The organism is Jiella soli, from assembly GCF_020615385.1.
Classification (GTDB): Bacteria; Pseudomonadota; Alphaproteobacteria; order Rhizobiales; family Rhizobiaceae; genus VKMB-3413.
Window position 1 is genome coordinate 172,044 of record NZ_JAJAVB010000048.1, and the last position, 18,927, is coordinate 190,970.

At 67.0% G+C, this 18,927-nt stretch carries 17 protein-coding genes; 16 read left to right on the top strand and 1 reads right to left on the bottom strand.

Annotated features, from left to right (window positions below; all coding sequences use genetic code 11):
* The first annotated feature begins 196 nt into the window (after positions 1–196).
* From LH400_RS25680 to trpS, 3 genes are all read left to right on the top strand, one after another.
* Entirely contained in the window at positions 197–3,067 is a 2,871-nt protein-coding gene (locus LH400_RS25680) for a [protein-PII] uridylyltransferase (protein WP_229156303.1), read from the top strand.
* The gene (murJ, locus tag LH400_RS25685; protein ID WP_229156304.1) at positions 3,064–4,689 is read left to right on the top strand and encodes a murein biosynthesis integral membrane protein MurJ; all 1,626 of its coding nucleotides are present in this window, start codon (positions 3,064–3,066) and stop codon (positions 4,687–4,689) included. Before LH400_RS25680 ends, murJ begins: the two co-directional genes overlap by 4 nt.
* Before the next feature lie 99 nt (positions 4,690–4,788).
* On the top strand, positions 4,789–5,865 hold the full coding sequence (gene trpS, locus LH400_RS25690; protein ID WP_229156305.1) for a tryptophan--tRNA ligase: 1,077 nt from the start codon (positions 4,789–4,791) through the stop codon (positions 5,863–5,865).
* A gap of 123 nt (positions 5,866–5,988) precedes the next feature.
* Here the strand turns inward: trpS and LH400_RS25695 are convergent, their stop codons facing one another.
* Positions 5,989–6,201, bottom strand: a complete 213-nt coding sequence (locus LH400_RS25695) for a hypothetical protein (protein WP_229156306.1) — start codon at positions 6,199–6,201, stop codon at positions 5,989–5,991.
* Between the two features lie 211 nt (positions 6,202–6,412).
* Here LH400_RS25695 and LH400_RS25700 point away from each other — a divergent pair, with 211 nt between their 5' ends.
* From LH400_RS25700 to trmB, 13 genes are all read left to right on the top strand, one after another.
* Complete coding sequence (locus LH400_RS25700) at positions 6,413–6,904, top strand: universal stress protein (RefSeq protein WP_229156307.1); 492 nt, start codon at positions 6,413–6,415, stop codon at positions 6,902–6,904.
* Between the two features lie 103 nt (positions 6,905–7,007).
* Positions 7,008–7,583: a NifU family protein gene (locus LH400_RS25705; RefSeq protein ID WP_229156308.1), complete on the top strand. Its 576-nt coding sequence runs from the start codon at positions 7,008–7,010 to the stop codon at positions 7,581–7,583.
* A 188-nt stretch (positions 7,584–7,771) separates the two neighbouring features.
* Positions 7,772–8,473, top strand: a complete 702-nt coding sequence (gene tsaB / locus LH400_RS25710; protein WP_229156309.1) for a tRNA (adenosine(37)-N6)-threonylcarbamoyltransferase complex dimerization subunit type 1 TsaB — start codon at positions 7,772–7,774, stop codon at positions 8,471–8,473.
* Between the two features lie 152 nt (positions 8,474–8,625).
* Positions 8,626–9,108, top strand: coding sequence for a GNAT family N-acetyltransferase (locus LH400_RS25715; RefSeq protein WP_370638495.1), 483 nt, complete (start codon positions 8,626–8,628; stop codon positions 9,106–9,108).
* 40 nt (positions 9,109–9,148) lie between these two features.
* Complete coding sequence (olsA, locus tag LH400_RS25720) at positions 9,149–10,030, top strand: lyso-ornithine lipid O-acyltransferase (protein WP_229156311.1); 882 nt, start codon at positions 9,149–9,151, stop codon at positions 10,028–10,030.
* 52 nt (positions 10,031–10,082) lie between these two features.
* Positions 10,083–11,561, top strand: a complete 1,479-nt coding sequence (gene miaB, locus LH400_RS25725) for a tRNA (N6-isopentenyl adenosine(37)-C2)-methylthiotransferase MiaB (protein WP_229156312.1) — start codon at positions 10,083–10,085, stop codon at positions 11,559–11,561.
* Between the two features lie 44 nt (positions 11,562–11,605).
* The gene (locus LH400_RS25730; RefSeq protein ID WP_229156346.1) at positions 11,606–12,604 is read left to right on the top strand and encodes a PhoH family protein; all 999 of its coding nucleotides are present in this window, start codon (positions 11,606–11,608) and stop codon (positions 12,602–12,604) included.
* The gene (ybeY, locus tag LH400_RS25735; RefSeq protein ID WP_229156313.1) at positions 12,604–13,143 is read left to right on the top strand and encodes an rRNA maturation RNase YbeY; all 540 of its coding nucleotides are present in this window, start codon (positions 12,604–12,606) and stop codon (positions 13,141–13,143) included. The genes LH400_RS25730 and ybeY overlap by 1 nt, the downstream gene beginning before the upstream one ends.
* 34 nt (positions 13,144–13,177) lie before the next feature.
* Positions 13,178–14,239: a hemolysin family protein gene (locus LH400_RS25740; RefSeq protein WP_370638491.1), complete on the top strand. Its 1,062-nt coding sequence runs from the start codon at positions 13,178–13,180 to the stop codon at positions 14,237–14,239.
* Positions 14,240–14,363: 124 nt separating this feature from the next.
* The gene (gene lnt / locus LH400_RS25745) at positions 14,364–16,064 is read left to right on the top strand and encodes an apolipoprotein N-acyltransferase (protein ID WP_229156314.1); all 1,701 of its coding nucleotides are present in this window, start codon (positions 14,364–14,366) and stop codon (positions 16,062–16,064) included.
* A 148-nt stretch (positions 16,065–16,212) separates the two neighbouring features.
* Complete coding sequence (locus LH400_RS25750) at positions 16,213–16,635, top strand: helix-turn-helix domain-containing protein (RefSeq protein ID WP_229156315.1); 423 nt, start codon at positions 16,213–16,215, stop codon at positions 16,633–16,635.
* A 198-nt stretch (positions 16,636–16,833) separates the two neighbouring features.
* On the top strand, positions 16,834–18,102 hold the full coding sequence (gene metK / locus LH400_RS25755; RefSeq protein WP_229156316.1) for a methionine adenosyltransferase: 1,269 nt from the start codon (positions 16,834–16,836) through the stop codon (positions 18,100–18,102).
* 113 nt (positions 18,103–18,215) lie between these two features.
* Positions 18,216–18,917 carry a tRNA (guanine(46)-N(7))-methyltransferase TrmB gene (gene trmB, locus LH400_RS25760; RefSeq protein WP_229156317.1) on the top strand — a complete coding sequence of 234 codons (702 nt, stop codon included), beginning with the start codon at positions 18,216–18,218 and terminating at the stop codon, positions 18,915–18,917.
* Positions 18,918–18,927 lie beyond the last annotated feature (10 nt).

Below are 18,927 nucleotides of genomic sequence, written 5' to 3' on the forward strand. Positions count from 1 at the left end.
GCCGGGATCTTCCGGCGCGGCCGTTTTGCGTTCGCGGTCGACACCCCGCCGCGCTTCCCGAGGCATCGGAAGATCGGAAGTGTTGCAACGCACATGGTCTTTCGCCCGCGGCGGGACCAGCCGAAACCTGCCGGCTCGCCTCTCCCTCCCGAATACGTTATAGCCGCGGCTCGATCGATAGGCCCTAGGAATGGCAATGGCTAAGGACGAGGTCGGCGCGGTCAGGACTTCCCCTGATGCTTCCCGAGACCCGAATACGCTCGAGATCGACCTGACCGGCATCGTGGACGCGGCCGAGCTGGAGGCGAAGCTCGGGCAGATCGCGGCGGAGGATTCGGCCAAGGGAGCGTCCAACGCGGCCCGTGCCAAGGTGCTGGCGCTCCTGCGCGAGACCGTCCGGGAAGGCCGCTTACGGATCGAGGCGCTGTTATCGAGCGACGGCAGCGGCCTCCTCTGTGCCCGCCGCCTGGCGACGCTGCAGGACGTTTTGATCCGCACGGTGCACGACTTCGCCCACACCCACGTCTTCCAGTCCGCCAATCTATCGTCCGGCGAGCGCATGGCCATCGTCGCCGTGGGCGGCTACGGCCGGGGCACGCTGGCGCCCGGCTCCGACATCGACCTCCTCTTCCTCCTGCCCTACAAGCAGACCGCGCTCGGCGAGCAGATCGTCGAATATCTGCTCTATCTCCTGTGGGATCTCGGCTTCAAGGTGGGCCACGCCTCCCGCTCGGTCGACGAGTGCATCAAGCTTTCGCGCGCCGACATGACGATCCGCACCTCGATCCTCGAGCGCTGGCTGATCGCCGGCGATCCCGAGCTCTTCGCCGAGCTCGGCCGGCGCTTCGCCGACGAGGTCGTGGCCGGGACCAGCGAGGAATTCATTGCGGCAAAGCTTGCCGAGCGTGCGGCCCGTCATTCCAAGACCGGCAACACCCGCTACCTGGTCGAGCCAAACGTCAAGGAGGGCAAGGGAGGCCTGCGCGACCTCAACACCCTCTTCTGGATCGCCAAATACCACTACCGCGTCGACACGACCGATGCGCTCGTCGAGGCCGGCGTGATCTCCAAGCGCGAGGAGCGGCTGTTCCACAAGGCGGAGGACTTTCTCTGGGCGGTCCGCTGCCACATGCATTTTGCGACCGGCAAGGCCGAGGAGCGGCTGTCCTTCGACCTGCAGCCGGAGATCGCCGAACGGCTCGGCTACAACACCCATCCGGGGCTGAAGGACGTCGAGCGCTTCATGAAGCACTATTTCCTGATCGCCAAGGACGTCGGCGATCTCACGCGCATTCTTTGTGCGGCGCTCGAGGAGGAACATGCCAAGCTGGCACCGGGTCTGCGCGGTTTCGTGCGCTCCCTGCGCAACCGCGCCAGGAAGATCCCTGGCACGCTCGACTTCCATATCGACAACAACCGCATCAACGTCTCCGGGCCGAACGTCTTCAAGGACGACCCGGTCAACCTGATCCGGATCTTCCGGCTGGCCGCTCTGCACGGGCTCGAATATCATCCGGACGCGCTGAAGCTGATCCGCCGCTCGCTCCGCCTCGTCAATGACGACCTGCGCGCCAATAGCGAAGCCAACAGCCTGTTCATCGACGTCCTGACCGACCGGTCGGACCCCGAATTCCACCTGCGCCGGATGAGCGAGGCCGGCGTCCTCGCTCGCTTCATCCCGGAATTCGGCAAGATCGTCGCGATGATGCAGTTCAACATGTATCATCACTACACGGTGGACGAGCACCTGTTGCGCTCGATCGGGACGCTCTCGCGCATCGAGCATGGCCAGCTCGCCGAGGGCCTGCCGCTGTCGACCGAGTTCATGCGCACGATCAAGGACCGTACGCCACTCTTCGTCGCGCTCCTGCTCCACGACATCGCCAAGGGGCGTCCGGTCGATCACTCCGTCGCCGGCGCCAAGATCGCCCGCCAGCTCTGCCCGCGGCTCGGGCTCGACGAGCGCGAGACCGAACTGGTGGCCTGGCTGGTCGAAGACCACCTGGTCATGTCGATGACCGCCCAGCAGCGCGACATCAACGACCGCAAGACCATTCTCGACTTCGCCGAGAGGGTCCGCACGCTCGACCGGCTGAAGCTTCTGACGGTGCTGACGGCATGCGACATCATGGCAGTCGGTCCGGGCGTGTGGAACGGCTGGAAGGGCCAGCTTCTCAGAACGCTCTATCTCGAGACCGAGCCGACGCTGACGGGCGGCTTCACCCGCTCCAGCCGCCGCCAGCGCCTCGCCCAGGCACATGAGCGCCTGGCCGAACGCCTTTCGGATTGGCCGAAGTCGGAGCGCGACGCCTATCTCGACCTGCATTATCCGAACTATTTCCTGACGACGCCGCTCGAGGACCAGGTCCGCCATGCCGCCTTCGTGCGCGCGGCGAGCCCGAATCAGCCGCTCGCGACGCGGGTCGGCACCGACAGGTTCCGGGAGATCACCGAGATCATGGTGCTGGCGCCGGATCATCCGCGGCTGCTATCGTTGCTCGCCGGCGCCTGCGCAGGGGCGGGCGCCAACATCGCTGACGCCCAGATCTTCACCATGTCCGACGGGCGAGCGCTCGACGTCATGCTGCTCAATCGCGAATTCGCCTCCGACGAGGACGAGATCCGCCGCGGCGAGCGCATCTGCGGCTACATTTCGAAGCTCCTCCAGGGCCGCGAGATCTCGGCCAATCTCATCTCCGCCCGCAAGCCGGGGCGCGGCCAGGCCCTGTTCACCCTGAAGCCGCGGGTGAAGGTCGACAACGATCTGTCGAACCAGTTTACCGTGATAGAGGTCGAGGGGCTCGATCGGCCGGGCCTCCTGTCCGACCTCACAAGGGCGATCTCCGACCTCAATCTCGACATCCGCTCGGCCCACATCTCCACCTATGGCGAGAAGGTCGTCGACGTCTTCTACGTCACCGATCTGATCGGCTCGAAGGTGACCAGCGAAAGTCGCGCCGAGCGGATCGAGGCGCGGCTGACGCGGGTCTTCGAACATCCCGAGGGGGAGGAGACCTCGTCCAGCGTCATGCCTTCCGCCAAGGCCTTCGGCATCGCCTATCGATGAGTCTCGTCAAGAAGTTCGCGACCGTCGGCGGCGCGACCCTCGTTTCCCGCTTCTTCGGCTTCTTCCGCGAGATGCTGATGGCCTCGGCGCTCGGCGTCGGGCCGGTGGCGGACGCCTTCAACCTCGCCTTCCGCTTTCCCAACCTCTTCCGGAGGCTGTTCGCCGAGGGCGCCTTCAACGCGGCCTTCATTCCCCTGTTCTCGCGGGCGCTGGAAGAGGACGGCGAAGAGGGCGCGCGGCGTTTCGCCAACGAGATCTTCTCGACGCTCTTCACGGTCCTGACGATGCTGACCGTGCTCGCGATGATCTTCATGCCTTTCCTGGTCCAGACGATCATCGCGCCGGGCCTGTCGGTCTGCATCGACGATCCCGCCGCGGGCGGCAACGTCATCTCCTGCGCCGAGCGCTACGAGATCACCGTGATGTTCTCGCGCATCATGTTTCCCTATCTCGCCTGCATGTCGCTGATGGCGATGGTCTGCGGCATCCTCAATGCCTTCCGGCGCTTCTTCGCGGCGGCCGCGGCGCCGACGCTCCTCAACTTCATCCTGATCGGCGTCATCGGCTGGTGTCTGCATGCCAATGCCGACAAGCAGACCATCGGCTTCCTGATGAGCTGGGGCGTCCTCGCCGCGGGCGCCGCCCAACTCGCCATGGTCACAATCGCCATGCGCATGGCGGGCTTCGCCGTCTCCTTGAGGCGCCCGCGCTGGACCAAGGGGCTGAAGCGGCTCCTGGTTCTCGCCGGGCCCGCGGCGCTGATCGGCGGCATCACCCAGATCAACCTCTTCGTCGGCCAGGCGATCGCCTCCTTCAAGCCGGGGGCGGTGTCGATCCTGCAATATGCCGACCGGCCCTATCAGCTCCCGCTCGGCATGGTCGGCGTGGCGATCGGCGTCGTGCTCCTGCCGGAACTCTCCCGGGCGCTGAAGGCGGGCCATCTGCGCGAGGCTCAGCACACGCAGAACAGGTCGCTCGAATTCGCGCTGTTCCTGACCCTTCCGGCGGCGATCGCGCTGTTCCTGATCCCCGAGCCGATCATCCGGGTGATCTACGAGCGCGGCCAGTTCGACCCGTCCGCCACCCCGGCCGTCGCCGCCGTCCTCGGCCTCTACGCCCTCGGCCTGCCGGCCTTCGTGATGATCAAGGTATTCTCGCCGGGCTTCTTCGCCAGGGAGGACACCAAGACGCCGATGGTCGCCACGCTGATCTCGGCCGGCTCGAACATCGTCCTGTCGCTCGGCCTCTTCTACGTCATGGCCGAACAGGGGATCGCGCTCGCCACCACCATCGCCGGCTGGCTGAACGCCGGCCTCCTCTTCGCCGGGCTCTATCGACGGGGCCTGTGGGAGATCGACGGCGCGCTCCTGAAGCGGTCCGCGCTCGTGCTTCTGTGCTCGATCCTGATGGGCGCCGTCCTGGTCTTCGAACTCTTCTGGTTCCGCGACTGGCTCCTGCCGCACACGGCGCTTCTGGTTCAGGTCGCGGCGCTGGCGATCATGGTCGCCTCGGCGATGGCGGTCTATTTCGTCCTCGCCTTTGCGACCGGCGCGGCCGACCGCAGCCTGGTCATGGCGATGCTGAAGCGCCGGCGCGCCAAGCCCAGGGGACCGGGAGCGTGATCGAAAAGGCTGCTTCGTCCCCGGCTTGATCGCCGGCCCGCCCTCCGCCATAACCCGCCGCGAAATCACCCTGCCTGTCAGTCCCTTGGAGCCGTCGCCATGAGCGCCATTTCCCCCCGCGTCTTTTCCGGCGTGCAGCCGACGGGCAATCTGCATCTCGGCAACTATCTCGGTGCGATCCGGAAGTTCGTCGCCCTGCAGGAGAGCCATGACTGCATCTACTGCGTCGTTGATCTCCATTCGATCACGGCGCAGCTCGTGCACGAGGACCTGCCCGGCCAGACCCGCTCGATCACCGCGGCGTTTCTCGCCGCCGGCATCGATCCGAAGCGTCACATCGTCTTCAACCAGAGCCGGGTCTCCGGCCATGCCGAACTCGCCTGGGTGTTCAACTGCGTCGCCCGTATCGGCTGGATGAACCGCATGACCCAGTTCAAGGAGAAGGCCGGCAAGGACCGCGAGAACGCCTCGCTGGGGCTTTTGGCCTATCCAAGCCTGATGGCCGCGGACATTCTCCTCTACCGGGCGACCCATGTGCCGGTCGGCGACGACCAGAAGCAGCATCTGGAGCTGACCCGCGACATCGCGGCGAAGTTCAACAACGACTTCTCGGACAAGATCGCGGCGGCCGGCCTCGGCACGCCGATCCCGATGGGCCAAGGGGGCGAAGAGCAGACGGTAAGCGGCTATTTCCCGCTCACCGAGCCGCTGATCGAGGGGCCGGCGACGCGGGTGATGAGCCTGAAGGACGGATCGAAGAAGATGTCGAAGTCGGACCCGTCCGACCTGTCGCGCATCAATCTCACCGACGATCCCGACGCGATCGCCAGGAAGATCCGCAAGGCGAGGACCGATCCCGATGCGCTGCCCTCCGAGGTCGCGGGTCTTTCGGGACGGCCCGAGGCGGACAATCTCGTCGGCATCTTCGCCGCGCTCGCCGAACGGGCGAAGACGGACGTCCTCTCCGAATTCGGCGGCCGGCAGTTCTCCGAGTTCAAGCCGGCGCTCGCCGATCTCGCCGTCGACGTGCTTTCGCCGGTCACCTCCGAGATGCGCCGCCTGATCGACGATCCCGGCCATATCGACGCCGTCCTGAGGGATGGCGGTGAGCGCGCCAGTGCGATCGCCGAAGCGACCATGAAGGACGTCAAGCGGATCGTCGGATTCCTGGACTGAGCGGCCGGGAGCGGCGCCTCGCTCTAAAAGCGCTGCTTCGCCGACCCAATCAGGCCGACCCAACCAGGAAGGCCGCGACATGCCGCGGCCTTCCTTGTCTTTGCGACGAGCGGAAAGCCGCCGTCAGTCCTCCTCGTCCTCATCATCGACTTCGTCCGCGTCCTCCGTTTCGGACAGGTAGTCGTCCAGCATGTCGGCGAGGACGTCGAGCTGGTCGCGCGTCACCGAGAGTTCCAGCGTCTCGCCGCCGTCGTCCTCGATATGAAGCCGCGCTCCACGGCCGTTCTCGGCTGGTGTCAGCTGAAACTGGGCGAGCGTCTTCGTCTGGTCTGCCATGATTGTCTCCTTGATCGAGCTTCGACAACGAGGATCGGTCCGGTTGGCTCCGCAGACATGAGCGGGACAAGCAAATTCTTTGCTCGGGGCCGCTGCGCCGCCGCAAGCGCGGTTTGCGCGCGCTGCCGAAAGGCCGCACGGCCCGGTCGTGCCCGCCGGTGGCCGCTTCCAATGCCTTGCCGATCGTCGCCGCCCCTGCCATCTTGCGGCCATGGTTTCCAAACGCATTGGCCGGGACGCCGGCGGCAAGCGCAAGTTCCTGGCCATCATCGACGAGACGCCCGAGTGCTCGCGCGCCGCGTCCTATGCGGCGCATCGCGCCAAGGCGAGCGGCGGCGGGGCGGTTCTGCTCTACGTGATCGAGCCCGGTGACTTCCAGCACTGGCTGGGCGTCGAGAAGATCATGCGCGCCGAGGCGGAGGAGGAGGCCGAATCGCGGCTCGCCAAGGTCGCCGAGGAACTGCGCGAAAGCGTCGGCATCGAGCCCGAGACGGCCGTGCGCGAGGGCAAGATCATCGAGGAGATCCACAAGCTGATCGAGGCGGACCGCGAAATCGCGATCCTCGTGCTCGCCTCCGGCGAGGCCTCGGAAGGGCCGGGGCCGCTGGTCTCCTCGGTCGCGGGCAAGGGGGCGGCCTTCCCGATCCCGGTGACCATCGTTCCCGCTACGTTGACGGACGAGGACATCGTCAGCCTCTGTTGATCGCGCCCTCAAGGGCTTATGTTGGTGAAAAGGGTGGCGACGCGATGCGTCCGGCCGCCTCGAACGATTTTCCGGCGGCGCGAGCCGCGAAAGGTTGCAGGCGATGTTCATTCAGACCGAAGTCACTCCGAATCCGGCAACGCTGAAATTCCTCCCGGGCCGTGTCGTCCTGGACGAGGGAACGGCGGAGTTCACCTCCGAGGCCGATGCCGAGGCGCGCTCGCCGCTCGCGGCCAAGCTGATGGCGATTCCGGAAGTCTCCGGCGTCTTCTTCGGCTTCGACTTCGTCACCGTCACCAAGGATTCCGGCGACTGGCAGCACCTGAAGCCGGCGATCCTGGCCGGGCTGATGGAGCATTTCCTCTCCGACGCGCCGGTCATGGCGCCCGGCGGCAGCGCCGAACCGGCCTCCGCGGGCGAGGAGTTCTACGAGGAGGGCGACGCCAATCTCGTCGCCACGATCAAGGAGCTTCTCGACACGCGGGTGCGCCCGGCAGTCGCCCAGGACGGCGGCGACATCACCTTCCGCGGCTATCGGGAAGGCACCGTCTATCTCAACATGCGCGGCTCCTGTGCCGGCTGCCCGTCCTCGACCGCGACACTGAAGCACGGCATCGAGAACCTCCTGCGCCATTTCGTGCCGGAAGTGGAATCTGTCGAGGCGATGGAAGCGGCGTGATCCTGGCGGCAGGCGCGATGCTGCCCTGACCTTCTTGAGGCGGTCATCCTCGGGCGCTGTCCCGAGGATTCCGGGAGACGTTCGGATTCATGCGGGATCAGGCCCGGATGTGACAGCGTTTGGGTCGAGGCGCCTCCAAGACATTTGTCCGCCCAGACCTTTCTGATCCGCCGAGACGGACCCGTCCGATGCCCGACCTTCTCCTTGCCATCGACACCGCCTTCGAGCGCTGCTCGGCCGGCATTCTCGACCTCGATACCGGGAAGATGCGCGCGCGCGCCGAGCCGGAGATCGGCAAGGGCCATGCCGAGCAGCTGATGGGGATCGTCGAGACGGTGCTCGCCGAGGCGGGGGCGGGCTATGCGGACCTTCGCCGGATCGGCGTCGCGGCCGGGCCTGGCTCATTCACCGGCATCCGCGTTGGGGTCGCGGCTGCCCGCGGGCTGGCGCTCGCGCTCGACATTCCCGCTATCGGCATCGACACGCTCGAGGCGCTCGCCGCGTCGCATCTGGGCGGCGACAGGCCAATTCTCTCCGTTCTCGATGCCCGGCGCGGCGAACTCTATGCCGAGCTCTTCCATAGCTCGGGAATCAGCTTCGCCGGCCCGGCGGCGGTGGAGCCCGGCGCCCTTGCCGGCTTCGTCGCGCCCATCGGCGAAGGGCCCCTCGACCTGGTCGGGACGGGGGCGGGCATTGCCGGGGGCGCCCTCGGCGAGCGGGCGGGCAAAATCCTGTCGGAGGCGAGTGTGATCGACATCGAGATCCTGGCGCGGCTTGCGGCCCTTCAGGAGCCGGACGGGCCGCCGGCGCCGATCTATCTGCGCGGGGCCGATGCCAAGCCCGCTTCCGCCGCGCGCGGCCTGTTTGCAGCCTCGGAAAGCATTCTCTAATCCCATGCCGTTTAGGTTAGACTGCCCGCTCGTAGCGAGCGGCGGCCGGCGGCGAATGCTCTGCCCGGCGCGAGGACAAGGGGGCGCCAAGGGAGGGGATGGGAATGTATTGGTATCTGCCCTGGATCTGGACGACCTCCCTGATCGACGCCATGCTGGGAATGGGCGAGCCGATCACGGCCGAACTCACCGACGCCGATCTCGACGCCGCGGCCGAGCTACACAGCGAGGCCTTCGACCAGCCCTGGTCGGGCGACGAACTCGGCACGCTCCTCGCCCAGCGCGGCAGCTTCGGATATGTCGCGCGGCTGGTTGGCCAGCCGGATGCGCCGCCGCTCGGCTTCGTCCTTGCCCGCAACATCAAAGGCGAGGCGGAGATCCTCACCATCGCGGTGTCGCGGCGAGCCCGCAATCGCGGCATCGGCCGGCTGTTGATGGACCGGGTCCTGCAGGAACTGCATTCCGAACGCGCCGAATCCCTGTTCCTGGAGGTCGACGAGGAAAACGAGCCGGCGCTGCGGCTCTACCGGCGCCTGCGCTTCGAGGAGGTCGGACGGCGGCCGGCCTATTACCGCAAACCGGACGGACGACGCACCAGTGCGCTCACCCTGAAGCGGACGCTGCGCCGCGCGTGATCCACCGAAGACGAACGAGCGCCGGCGGGAGCCTCTCCCGATGATCGGCCGGCTGCGCGTCGTCGCGGTGGCCGCCGTCCTGGTCACGATGACGCTGGTCCTGTGGCCGCTGCAGATCGTGGCGATCGCCCGCGACTGGCGGCTGGCCCGCCGCCTGCCGCATATCTGGCACCTCGTGGCCTGCCGCATGGCCGGCATCCGGCTCCACATCGTCGGAACCCCGGCTCGCCGCCGCCCGCTCCTGATCGCGGCGAACCATCAGTCCTGGTCGGACATCATGGTGCTCGGCCGGGTGATGCCGCTGTCCTTCATCGCCAAGGCAGAGGTGCGCAGCTGGCCGGCCTTCGGCCTTCTGGCGCGGCTCCAGCGCACCGTCTTCGTCGAGCGCGAGGCGCGGCGAAGGACCGGTCATCAGGCGAACATGATCGCCGAGCGCCTGTCATCCGGCGACGCCATGGTGCTGTTCGCGGAAGGCACGACATCGGACGGCAACGAGGTCCTGCCCTTCAAGACGGCTTTGTTCGGCGCCGCGCAGCTCGCGCTCGCGGCCTCAGAGGCGGCCGAGGTCGCCATCCAGCCGGTGGCGATCGCCTACACCCATGCGAATGGCCTGCCGCTCGGGCGGTACTTTCGGCCGATGGCCGCCTGGCCGGGTGATGTCGGGCTCGGGCCGCATCTTCTCGCCTTCCTGAAGGAGGGGGCGGTGGACGTGACCGTCGCCTTCGGCGAGCCGCTGATCTTCAGCGAGCGCTCCAATCGCAAGGCCGTCGCGCGCGAATGCGAGGAGAGCGTGAGGCGCATGCTCGCTGCCAGCCTGCGTGGCCGCGACCGGATCGAGGCGCTGCTCCCGGCCGGTCAATCGGCAAATGGGGAGGCCGACCCGCTTGCGCTGCGTCACGATGCTGTCGATATAGGGGGGTAATTCACTCCGGTCGGCCCGAGGGCCGACCTGTCCGGTCTGATCAGAAGGGCGCATGACCGAAACGAGCGAAGCGATAGCACCGGTGGCGGCCGGCGTTAAGTCCCGCAAAGTCTTCATCAAGACCTATGGCTGTCAGATGAACGTCTACGATTCGCAGCGCATGGGCGATGCGCTGGCGAAGGACGGCTATGTGGCGACGGAGACGATCGAGGACGCCGATCTCATCCTCCTCAACACCTGCCATATCCGCGAGAAGGCTGCCGAGAAGATCTATTCGGAACTCGGCCGCATCCGCCAGCTGAAGGCGGAGCGGCGGGCCGCGGGCGGCGATCTCGCCGTCGGCGTGACCGGCTGTGTCGCCCAGGCGGAAGGGGCGGAGATCATCGCACGGGCGCCGGTGGTCGATCTCGTCATCGGGCCGCAGACCTATCACCGCCTGCCGCAGGCGCTGGCGAAGGTCGCGGCGGGCGAGACGGTCGTCGACACCGACTATGCGGTCGAGGACAAGTTCGAGCACTTGCCGAAGGTCGAGGCCCGGCAAGTCACGGCGCGCGGCGTCACCGCCTTTCTCACCGTCCAGGAAGGCTGCGACAAGTTCTGCAGCTTCTGCGTCGTGCCCTATACGCGCGGCGCCGAGGTTTCGCGGCCGGTCGCACAGATCATGGACGAGGCGCGGCGCCTCGCCGGGGCGGGCGTGCGCGAACTCACCCTGCTCGGCCAGAACGTCAATGCCTGGCACGGCGAGGACGGCGCCGGCCGCCCGATCGGTCTCGGCGGGCTCCTCCACGCTCTCGCCGAGATTCCCGGCATCGCCCGGCTGCGCTACACGACCTCGCATCCGCGCGACATGGACGACGCGCTGATCGCGGCGCATCGCGACCTCGATATCGTCATGCCCTATCTGCACCTGCCGGTTCAGTCGGGCTCGGACCGGATCCTGAAGGCGATGAACCGCCGGCACACGGCCTCCGACTATCTGCGTCTCATCGAGAAGATCCGTGCGGCGCGGCCGGACATCGCGATGTCCGGCGACTTCATCGTCGGCTTCCCGGGCGAGAGCGATGCCGATTTCGAGGACACGATGCGCCTGGTCGCCGATGTCGACTACGCCTCGGCCTTCTCCTTCAAATACTCGCCGCGGCCGGGAACTCCGGGTGCGGCGATGGACGGCCATGTCGCGGAGACGGTGATGGCCGAGCGGCTGGCCCGCCTGCAGGCGCTCTTGCGCGAACAACAGGGCGCCTTCGCCGAGCGTCTCGTGGGAAGCTGGATGGACGTGCTCGTCGAAAAGCCGGGCCGCCATCCCGGCCAGCGCGTCGGCCGCTCCCCGTTTCTGCAGCCCGTGGTGCTGCCCGCCTCTGCCGGAGAGATCGGCGATATGGTGAGGGTTCGGATCGCCGGCACGCTGCCGAATTCGCTGATGGCCGACGGGGCGGGAGACGAGGCCGAACGAAGGGCGCATGCGCATGCGCTCGGCTCGGGCGGCAACCGGTCGGCCGCGCCGCTCGCTGCGCAAAGGAACGTCGCGTGAAGCCGCCCCGCAGCGCTGCCGCGCCGGCCTCCGGCGCCTCGGACATGGCCCATATCGTCCTCACCTACGAGGACAATCGGCTGGCGAGCTCGCTGTTCGGCCAGTTCGACGAACATCTCGCACTGATCGAGCAGAAGTTGGGCATCGACGCGCGGGCACGGGGCAACAAGGTTGAGATCCGCGGCGACCAGGCCGCCTGCGAGCAGGCGCGCCGCGCGCTCGACACGCTCTACGAGCGGCTGCAGAGCGGAGCCGAGATCGGGACCAAGGATGTCGACGGCGCCGTTCGCATGGCGATCGCCCAGGACGACCAGCTCTATCTTCCGACACTGGAGAAGAAGGGGCGCATGGCGCTGGCGCAGATTTCCACCCGCCGCCGGACGATCCACGCCCGCACGCCTACGCAGGACGCCTATATGCGGGCGCTGGAGCGGGCCGAGCTGGTCTTCGGCGTCGGCCCGGCCGGCACCGGCAAGACCTATCTCGCCGTCGCCCATGCCGCCATGCTGCTCGAGCGCGGCCAGGTCGACCGGATCATCCTGTCGCGGCCGGCGGTCGAGGCAGGCGAACGGCTCGGCTTCCTGCCCGGCGACATGAAGGAGAAGGTCGACCCTTATCTGCGGCCACTCTACGACGCGCTCTATGACATGATCCCGGCCGAGAAGGTGGAACGCGCGCTCGCCGCCGGGGCGATCGAGATTGCCCCGCTCGCCTTCATGCGCGGGCGTACGCTCGCCAATGCCGCGGTCATCCTCGACGAGGCGCAGAACACGACCTCCATGCAGATGAAGATGTTCCTGACCCGGCTCGGCGAGAACGCCCGCATGGTGGTGACCGGCGATCCCTCGCAGGTCGATCTGCCGCCGGGCCAGAAATCCGGCCTGATCGAGGCGCTTCGCGTCCTCACCGACGTGCCCAATATCGTGACCGTCCGCTTCCAGGCGGCGGACGTCGTTCGCCATCCGCTGGTGCAGGCGATCGTGGAAGCCTATGAAGAGGATACGGTGCGCCATCGCCCGTCGGCGATGCCGCTGGACAAGTGATGTCTGACCAATCCCTCACCTCCGGCTCGCCGGCTGCCGCCTATCCCGGCCTCACGGTTGCGCTCTCGGTCGAGTGTCCGGCCTGGGCCGCGGCCGGTCTCGGCGATATCGAGAGGCTCGCGCAGGAGACCTTCGCCGCCGCGGCCGCCCGGCTCGGCCTGCCGGAAACGCTGACGAGCGAGATCGCGCTGACGCTTGCCGACGACGAGACGGTGCGGGGCGTCAACGCCGAATGGCGGGACAAGGACCGGCCGACCAACATCCTGTCCTTCCCGATGGCCGATCTCGGTCCGGGCGAGCCGCCGGGCCCGCTGATGGGCGATCTCATCCTCGCCCATGAGACCGTGGCTCGCGAGGCCCGGGAGGAAGACAAGGCCTTCGCCGATCACTTCCGCCACCTTCTCGTCCACGGCTTCCTGCATCTCATGGGCTTCGACCACGCCGAGGATGCCGAAGCCGACGTGATGGAGGCGCATGAAGTGGCGATCCTTCAAGGGTTCGGGATCGCCGACCCCTATCTGGAACATTCGGGCGCCTGACCCCGTATCTTGGATCAACGGACGACACGAGACGATGAACAGACCCATGCGGAGCGATGAGGCGGCGCCGGAGCGCGCTGCCGACGAAGGCGGCGGCGAGGACCGAAGTCGCAAGGCGGCTGCCCCGCAGCCCCGACGCAGCATGTTCGGCGGCCTCCTGGACAGGGTTCGCCCGCGCATGCCGCGGCTGATGCGCGAGGATCTCACCAAGGCGCTCCTGCATCAGGGCAGCGGCGGTGAGGACTCATTCACCCCTGCCGAACGCGCCATGCTCAACAATATCCTCAGGCTGCGCGAGGTGCGCGTAGAGGACATCATGGTTCCGCGCGCCGACATCAAGGCAGTCGAGATCACGACGACGCTCGGCGAATTGATGAAGCAGTTCGAGGCGAGCGGCCATTCGCGCATGCCGGTCTATGGCGAGAGCCTCGACGATCCCCGCGGCATGATCCACATCCGCGACGTCGTCGGCCATATCACCCGCGTCGCCCGGCCCGCGCGCAACGGCAATGGCAACGGTCAGCCGCCGAAGAAGCCGCGTGCCGGTCTCGATCTCCGCCAGATCAACCTCGCCCGGCGGGTGCAGGATCTCGGCATCATCCGCAAGGTGCTGTTCGTGCCGCCCTCGATGCTCGCCACGGACCTGATGGCGCGCATGCAGGCCACGCGCACCCAGATGGCGCTGGTCATCGACGAATATGGCGGAACCGACGGTCTGGTCTCGCTCGAGGACGTCATCGAGATGGTCGTCGGCAATATCGAGGACGAGCACGACGACGAGGCGCCGATGATCACCGAGCGCGGCGACGGCATCTTCTATGCGGACGCGAGGGCCGATCTCGACGAGGTGAAGAGCGTCATCGGGCCGGATTTCGACATCTCGGAATATGAGGACGAGGCGGACACGATCGGCGGCCTCCTGTTTTCCGAGCTCGGCCGGGTGCCGGCCAGAGGCGAGGTCGTGCAGGCCGTGCCGGGCTTCGAGTTCCAGGTGCTGGAGGCCGATCCGCGGCGCGTGCGGCGGGTCCGCATCGTCCGCTTTCGCCAGGGCGAAAAGCGCCGGCGCATCGTCGAGGGCCTCGCCGACCAGGCCTGAGTCCTCCCGCGGGATCGCCCCGAGAGGGCGGAAAAAGCTTGGCGAAAGCCGGTCGCCGCCATAATGGGACCGTCGAAACGGGTCTATCAGCAGCGGGGCACCATCCTCCCGCGGGCGGGGATATGTGAGCGTTCTTTCCCAACGCGTCGAACGGATCGACCGAGCCTCGCTCGTCGATCGCCTGGCCGGTCGGGTCATCCTTCTGGAAGGCCTGCCGCGCGCGCTCCTGACGATCGCGGCGGGGGCCTCCTGCACCTTGGCCCTGCCGCCGGTCAATTTCCCGGCCGCCGGCTTCGTCGGCTTCCCGCTCCTCGTCTGGCTTCTCGACGGCACGGGCGTCGCGAACTCGCCGCTGCGCCGCCTGCGTGCGGACTTTTCCACCGGCTGGCTGTTCGGCTTCGGCTATTTCGTCGCCGGCCTGTGGTGGCTGGGCGCGGCCATGCTGGTCGACGCCGCCGCCTTCGCCGTCTTCATCCCGTTCGCCGTCATCGGCCTGCCGGCGGTGCTCGCGATCTATTACGGCCTCGCGACGCTCCTCGCACGCCGGGTCTGGAGCGACAGCGCCTGGCGCATCCTGCCGCTGGCTGCCGCCTTCGCGCTGGCCGAATATCTGCGCGGCATCCTCTTCACCGGCTTTCCCTGGAACGAGATCGCCGTGATGGCGGCGCCGGTGCCGGCACTGATGCAGTCGCTGAGCCTCGTCGGCCCGCATGGGCTGACGCTCGCCGCGATCATCGTCTTCGCCAGTCCGGCCGTCCTGATCGACCGGCGCGGCCGGGCGGCGATCCTGACCTTGGCGCTCGCTCTCGCGCTCGGCCATGTCGGCTATGGGATTATCCGGCTCCAGACCCATCCGACGGAGACGGTCCCTGGCGTCGCGGTCAAGGTGGTGCAGGCGAACATCGCCCAGTCGCTGCTGTTCGACGAGAGCGCGGCCCAGAGGACCTTTGCCCGGCATGTGAGCCTGACCGAGATGGAGACCGCGGCCACAGAAGGCGAGCCCGCCATGACCAAGGCACCGTCCGGCACCGGCGGGCCGCGGATCACCCGGATCGGTGCGGCCGAGCGCACTCTCGTCGTCTGGCCGGAATCCTCGATCCCGTTCCTGCTCACCGACCACCCCGAGGCGATCGCGCGCATCGCGGACATGCTGAAGCCCGGCGAGACGCTGATCGCCGGCGCGCCGCGCATGGAGGGCCCCGATCCCGCCACCGCCCGCGTCTACAACTCCATCTACGTGATCGGCGACAATGGCGAGATCGTCGATGCCCGCGACAAGGTGCATCTCGTGCCGTTCGGCGAATATCTGCCGTTCCAGTCCTTTCTGGAATCGCTCGGCATCTTCCAGCTGACCGAACTGCCCGGCGGCTTCTCGGCCGGCACCGTTCGCAGCAAGGTCGAGCTCGAGGGGGCGCCGTCCTTCCTGCCGCTGATCTGCTACGAGGTCATCTTCCCCGCGGAGATTGCGGCCGGAACGCCGGAGGATCGTCCCGGCTTCCTGATCAACGACACCAATGACGGCTGGTTCGGCCAGACGTCCGGGCCGTATCAGCATCTCAGGCTTGCCGAGATGACGGCGGTCGCCCTCGGCCTGCCGATCGTGAGGGCCGCGAATACGGGGATTTCCGTCGTCAACGATGCCTATGGACGCGAGTTGGACGCCCTTGCGCTCGGCTCGACCGGGGCGATCGAGACCGCCCTGCCACGTGCGGCGGAGGTGACGATCTACGCGAAATGGGGCGACCTTCCGTTCTTTTCGGCGATCGCTCTAATTGTGGCTCTGATGATCACATTTCGGTTAAGGATCGCTGCAAGGGTGAGTTGACAGCCGCCTCGCCATCGGCTTACGCGGAGATTGGGCAAATTGTCCTCGGACAATTTTAGGCCGTTTTCCGCTGCTTCGTACGACGCGCCGAGATGACGAGGCGGGTCCGTATCGGCGGCCGACGTGACGAATGGAAGAGGCGGGCGCGATGCAGGAAAACAAGAAGAAGCCGAATCCGGTCGACACGCATGTCGGCTCGCGGGTCCGGTTGCGTCGCACCATGCTCGGCATGAGCCAGGAAAAGCTTGGCGAATCCCTCGGAATCACGTTCCAGCAGGTCCAGAAATACGAAAAGGGCTCCAATCGCATCGGAGCGAGCCGGCTGCAGCGAATTTCCGAAGTTCTCGGCGTCCCCGTCTCCTTCTTCTTCGAGGACGTGCCGGGGAGCGACGCGCAACGGGGCGGACTGCAGGAATCGGGAACCGACTACGTCGTGGATTTCCTTTCTACTTCCGAAGGGTTGCAGCTGAACCGCGCCTTCGTGAAGATCTCCGATCCGAAGGTTCGCCGGCGCGTCATCGAGCTCGTCCGCACCCTTGCGGACTCCTCGGATCTCGCCGAAGAAAGCTGAAATCGGCCGCTTTTTGGCGTTGTTCGGTGGTCAATGAGGCTTGACGCCTCGCCGGGCATGCCGCAAACCCCGCCGCGAAGATTCCGACCAGATCGACCGGACACCGCAGCGTTCCGCGTCCAGTTCGGGCCGCGGGCGCTGCTGTTCGCGCAATTCCGTGCAGTCGATCGGTTTCTTGCAGAAGATAAGGGGACTTGAATGCCGCGTTCGGACTATCTGTTCACCAGTGAGAGCGTTTCGGAAGGTCATCCCGACAAGGTCTGCGACCGCATCTCCGACGAGATCGTCGACCTGGTTTATCGGGAAGCGAAGAAAACTGGGGTGGATCCGTGGTCCGTGCGCATCGCTTGCGAGACGCTGGCGACGACCAACCGCGTAGTGATCGCCGGCGAGGTGCGCCTGCCGCCCTCGCTGATGAAGACGGACAAGACCGGCAAGGAGGTCATCAATCCGTCGCGCTTCAAGTCGGCGGCGCGCCGCGCGATCCGCGACATCGGCTACGAGCAGGACGGCTTCCACTGGAAGACCGCCAAGATCGACGTCCTGCTGCACTCGCAGTCCGCCGACATCGCCCAGGGCGTCGACAAGTCGCATGAGACGCGCGACAATTCGGGCTCGAACGACATCAACGAAGGCGCGGGCGACCAAGGCATCATGTTCGGCTATGCCTGCCGCGAGACGCCGGAACTGATGCCGGCGCCGATCTACTATTCCCACAAGATCCTGGAACTGCTCGCCGCGGCCCGCAAAAAGGGCGAGGGCGACGTCGCCAAGCTTGGCCCCGACGCCAAGAGCCAGGTGACGATCCGCTACGAGAACGACATGCCGGTCGAGGTCACCTCGATCGTCCTGTCGACCCAGCACGTCGATGCGAGCTGGGACTCCAAGAAGGTCCGCGAAGTCGTCGAGCCTTATATCCGCGAGGCGATGGGCGAGATGCCGATCGCCGAGGACTGCGTCTGGTACATCAACCCGACCGGCAAGTTCGTCATCGGCGGGCCGGACGGCGATGCCGGTCTCACCGGCCGCAAGATCATCGTGGACACCTATGGCGGCGCAGCGCCGCATGGCGGCGGCGCCTTCTCTGGCAAGGACACGACCAAGGTCGACCGTTCGGCCGCCTATGCCGCGCGCTATCTCGCCAAGAACGTCGTCGCGGCCAAGCTCGCCGAGAAGTGCACGATCCAGATCGCCTATGCGATCGGCGTCGCGCAGCCGCTGGCGATCTACGTCAACCTGCACGACACCGGCCACAACGTCACCGAGGTCCAGGTCGAAAAGGCGATCCGCTCCGCGATGGATCTGTCGCCGACCGGCATCCGCCGGCATCTCGACCTCAACAAGCCGATCTATGCCCGCACCTCCGCCTATGGCCATTTCGGCCGCAAGGCCGGCCGCGACGGCTCCTTCTCCTGGGAGAAGACCGATCTCGCGCCGAAGCTGAAGGCGGCGATCAAGGCCGGCTGATATTGATACCTGCCGGCCCTCCCCATGCGGAGGCGCCGGTGCCACCCTTCGGCCGCGCGGCCAGTCGCCGCGCGGCCGAATGCGTTTTGCCAGGATCGATCGAGAGCATCCTCATGGCCGACGAGCATCATCCGACCCGCCAGCGCGAAGCCTTCTTCGGGCGCCTCAAGGGGCCGAAGCTGCGGCCGCACCAGGCGGAGCTAATCGCGGCGCGGCTGCCGGAACTGCGGCTCGACCTCGATCGGCCTGCGCCGGAGGACCTCGCAAGCCTGTTTTCCGCGCCGGTGACGGCGGTGCGCCTCGAGATCGGCTTCGGCGGCGGCGAGCATCTGCTCCACCGGACCGGCGAGGCGCCGCAGGTCGGCTTCATCGGCGTCGAGCCCTTCGTCAATGGCATGGCCAAGCTCCTCTCGGCGCAGGAGGATGCGCCCCGGCCCAATCTCCGCCTCTATGACGACGATGCCACCCGGCTCCTCGACTGGCTGCCGGAGGCGAGCCTGTCCGGCGTCGACCTCCTCTATCCGGATCCCTGGCCGAAGAAGCGGCACTTCAAGCGCCGCTTCGTCAGTCATCGCAATCTCGATCGGCTCGCACGCGTGATGAGGCCAGGCGCCGCCTTCCGCTTCGCCTCCGACATCGACACCTATGTCGACTGGACGCTGATCCACTGCCGCGACCATCCGGCCTTCGAATGGACCGCGACGACGGTGGCGGACTGGCACGCGCCCTATGCCGGCTGGCCGGGCACCCGCTACGAGGCGAAGGCGATCCGGGAAGGGCGCCGGCCAGCCTATCTGACCTTCCTGCGGGTCTGACGAAAGGCGC

Bases quoted from the DNA above. Each gene is read 5' to 3' on its own strand.
- LH400_RS25680 (WP_229156303.1), top strand. From the start codon at position 197: ATGGCTAAGGACGAGGTCGGCGCGGTCAGGACTTCCCCTGATGCTTCC.
- murJ (WP_229156304.1), top strand. From the start codon at position 3,064: ATGAGTCTCGTCAAGAAGTTCGCGACCGTCGGCGGCGCGACCCTCGTT.
- trpS (WP_229156305.1), top strand. From the start codon at position 4,789: ATGAGCGCCATTTCCCCCCGCGTCTTTTCCGGCGTGCAGCCGACGGGC.
- LH400_RS25695 (WP_229156306.1), bottom strand. From the start codon at position 6,201: ATGGCAGACCAGACGAAGACGCTCGCCCAGTTTCAGCTGACACCAGCC.
- LH400_RS25700 (WP_229156307.1), top strand. From the start codon at position 6,413: ATGGTTTCCAAACGCATTGGCCGGGACGCCGGCGGCAAGCGCAAGTTC.
- LH400_RS25705 (WP_229156308.1), top strand. From the start codon at position 7,008: ATGTTCATTCAGACCGAAGTCACTCCGAATCCGGCAACGCTGAAATTC.
- tsaB (WP_229156309.1), top strand. From the start codon at position 7,772: ATGCCCGACCTTCTCCTTGCCATCGACACCGCCTTCGAGCGCTGCTCG.
- LH400_RS25715 (WP_370638495.1), top strand. From the start codon at position 8,626: ATGCTGGGAATGGGCGAGCCGATCACGGCCGAACTCACCGACGCCGAT.
- olsA (WP_229156311.1), top strand. From the start codon at position 9,149: ATGATCGGCCGGCTGCGCGTCGTCGCGGTGGCCGCCGTCCTGGTCACG.
- miaB (WP_229156312.1), top strand. From the start codon at position 10,083: ATGACCGAAACGAGCGAAGCGATAGCACCGGTGGCGGCCGGCGTTAAG.
- LH400_RS25730 (WP_229156346.1), top strand. From the start codon at position 11,606: ATGGCCCATATCGTCCTCACCTACGAGGACAATCGGCTGGCGAGCTCG.
- ybeY (WP_229156313.1), top strand. From the start codon at position 12,604: ATGTCTGACCAATCCCTCACCTCCGGCTCGCCGGCTGCCGCCTATCCC.
- LH400_RS25740 (WP_370638491.1), top strand. From the start codon at position 13,178: ATGAACAGACCCATGCGGAGCGATGAGGCGGCGCCGGAGCGCGCTGCC.
- LH400_RS25750 (WP_229156315.1), top strand. From the start codon at position 16,213: ATGCAGGAAAACAAGAAGAAGCCGAATCCGGTCGACACGCATGTCGGC.
- metK (WP_229156316.1), top strand. From the start codon at position 16,834: ATGCCGCGTTCGGACTATCTGTTCACCAGTGAGAGCGTTTCGGAAGGT.
- trmB (WP_229156317.1), top strand. From the start codon at position 18,216: ATGGCCGACGAGCATCATCCGACCCGCCAGCGCGAAGCCTTCTTCGGG.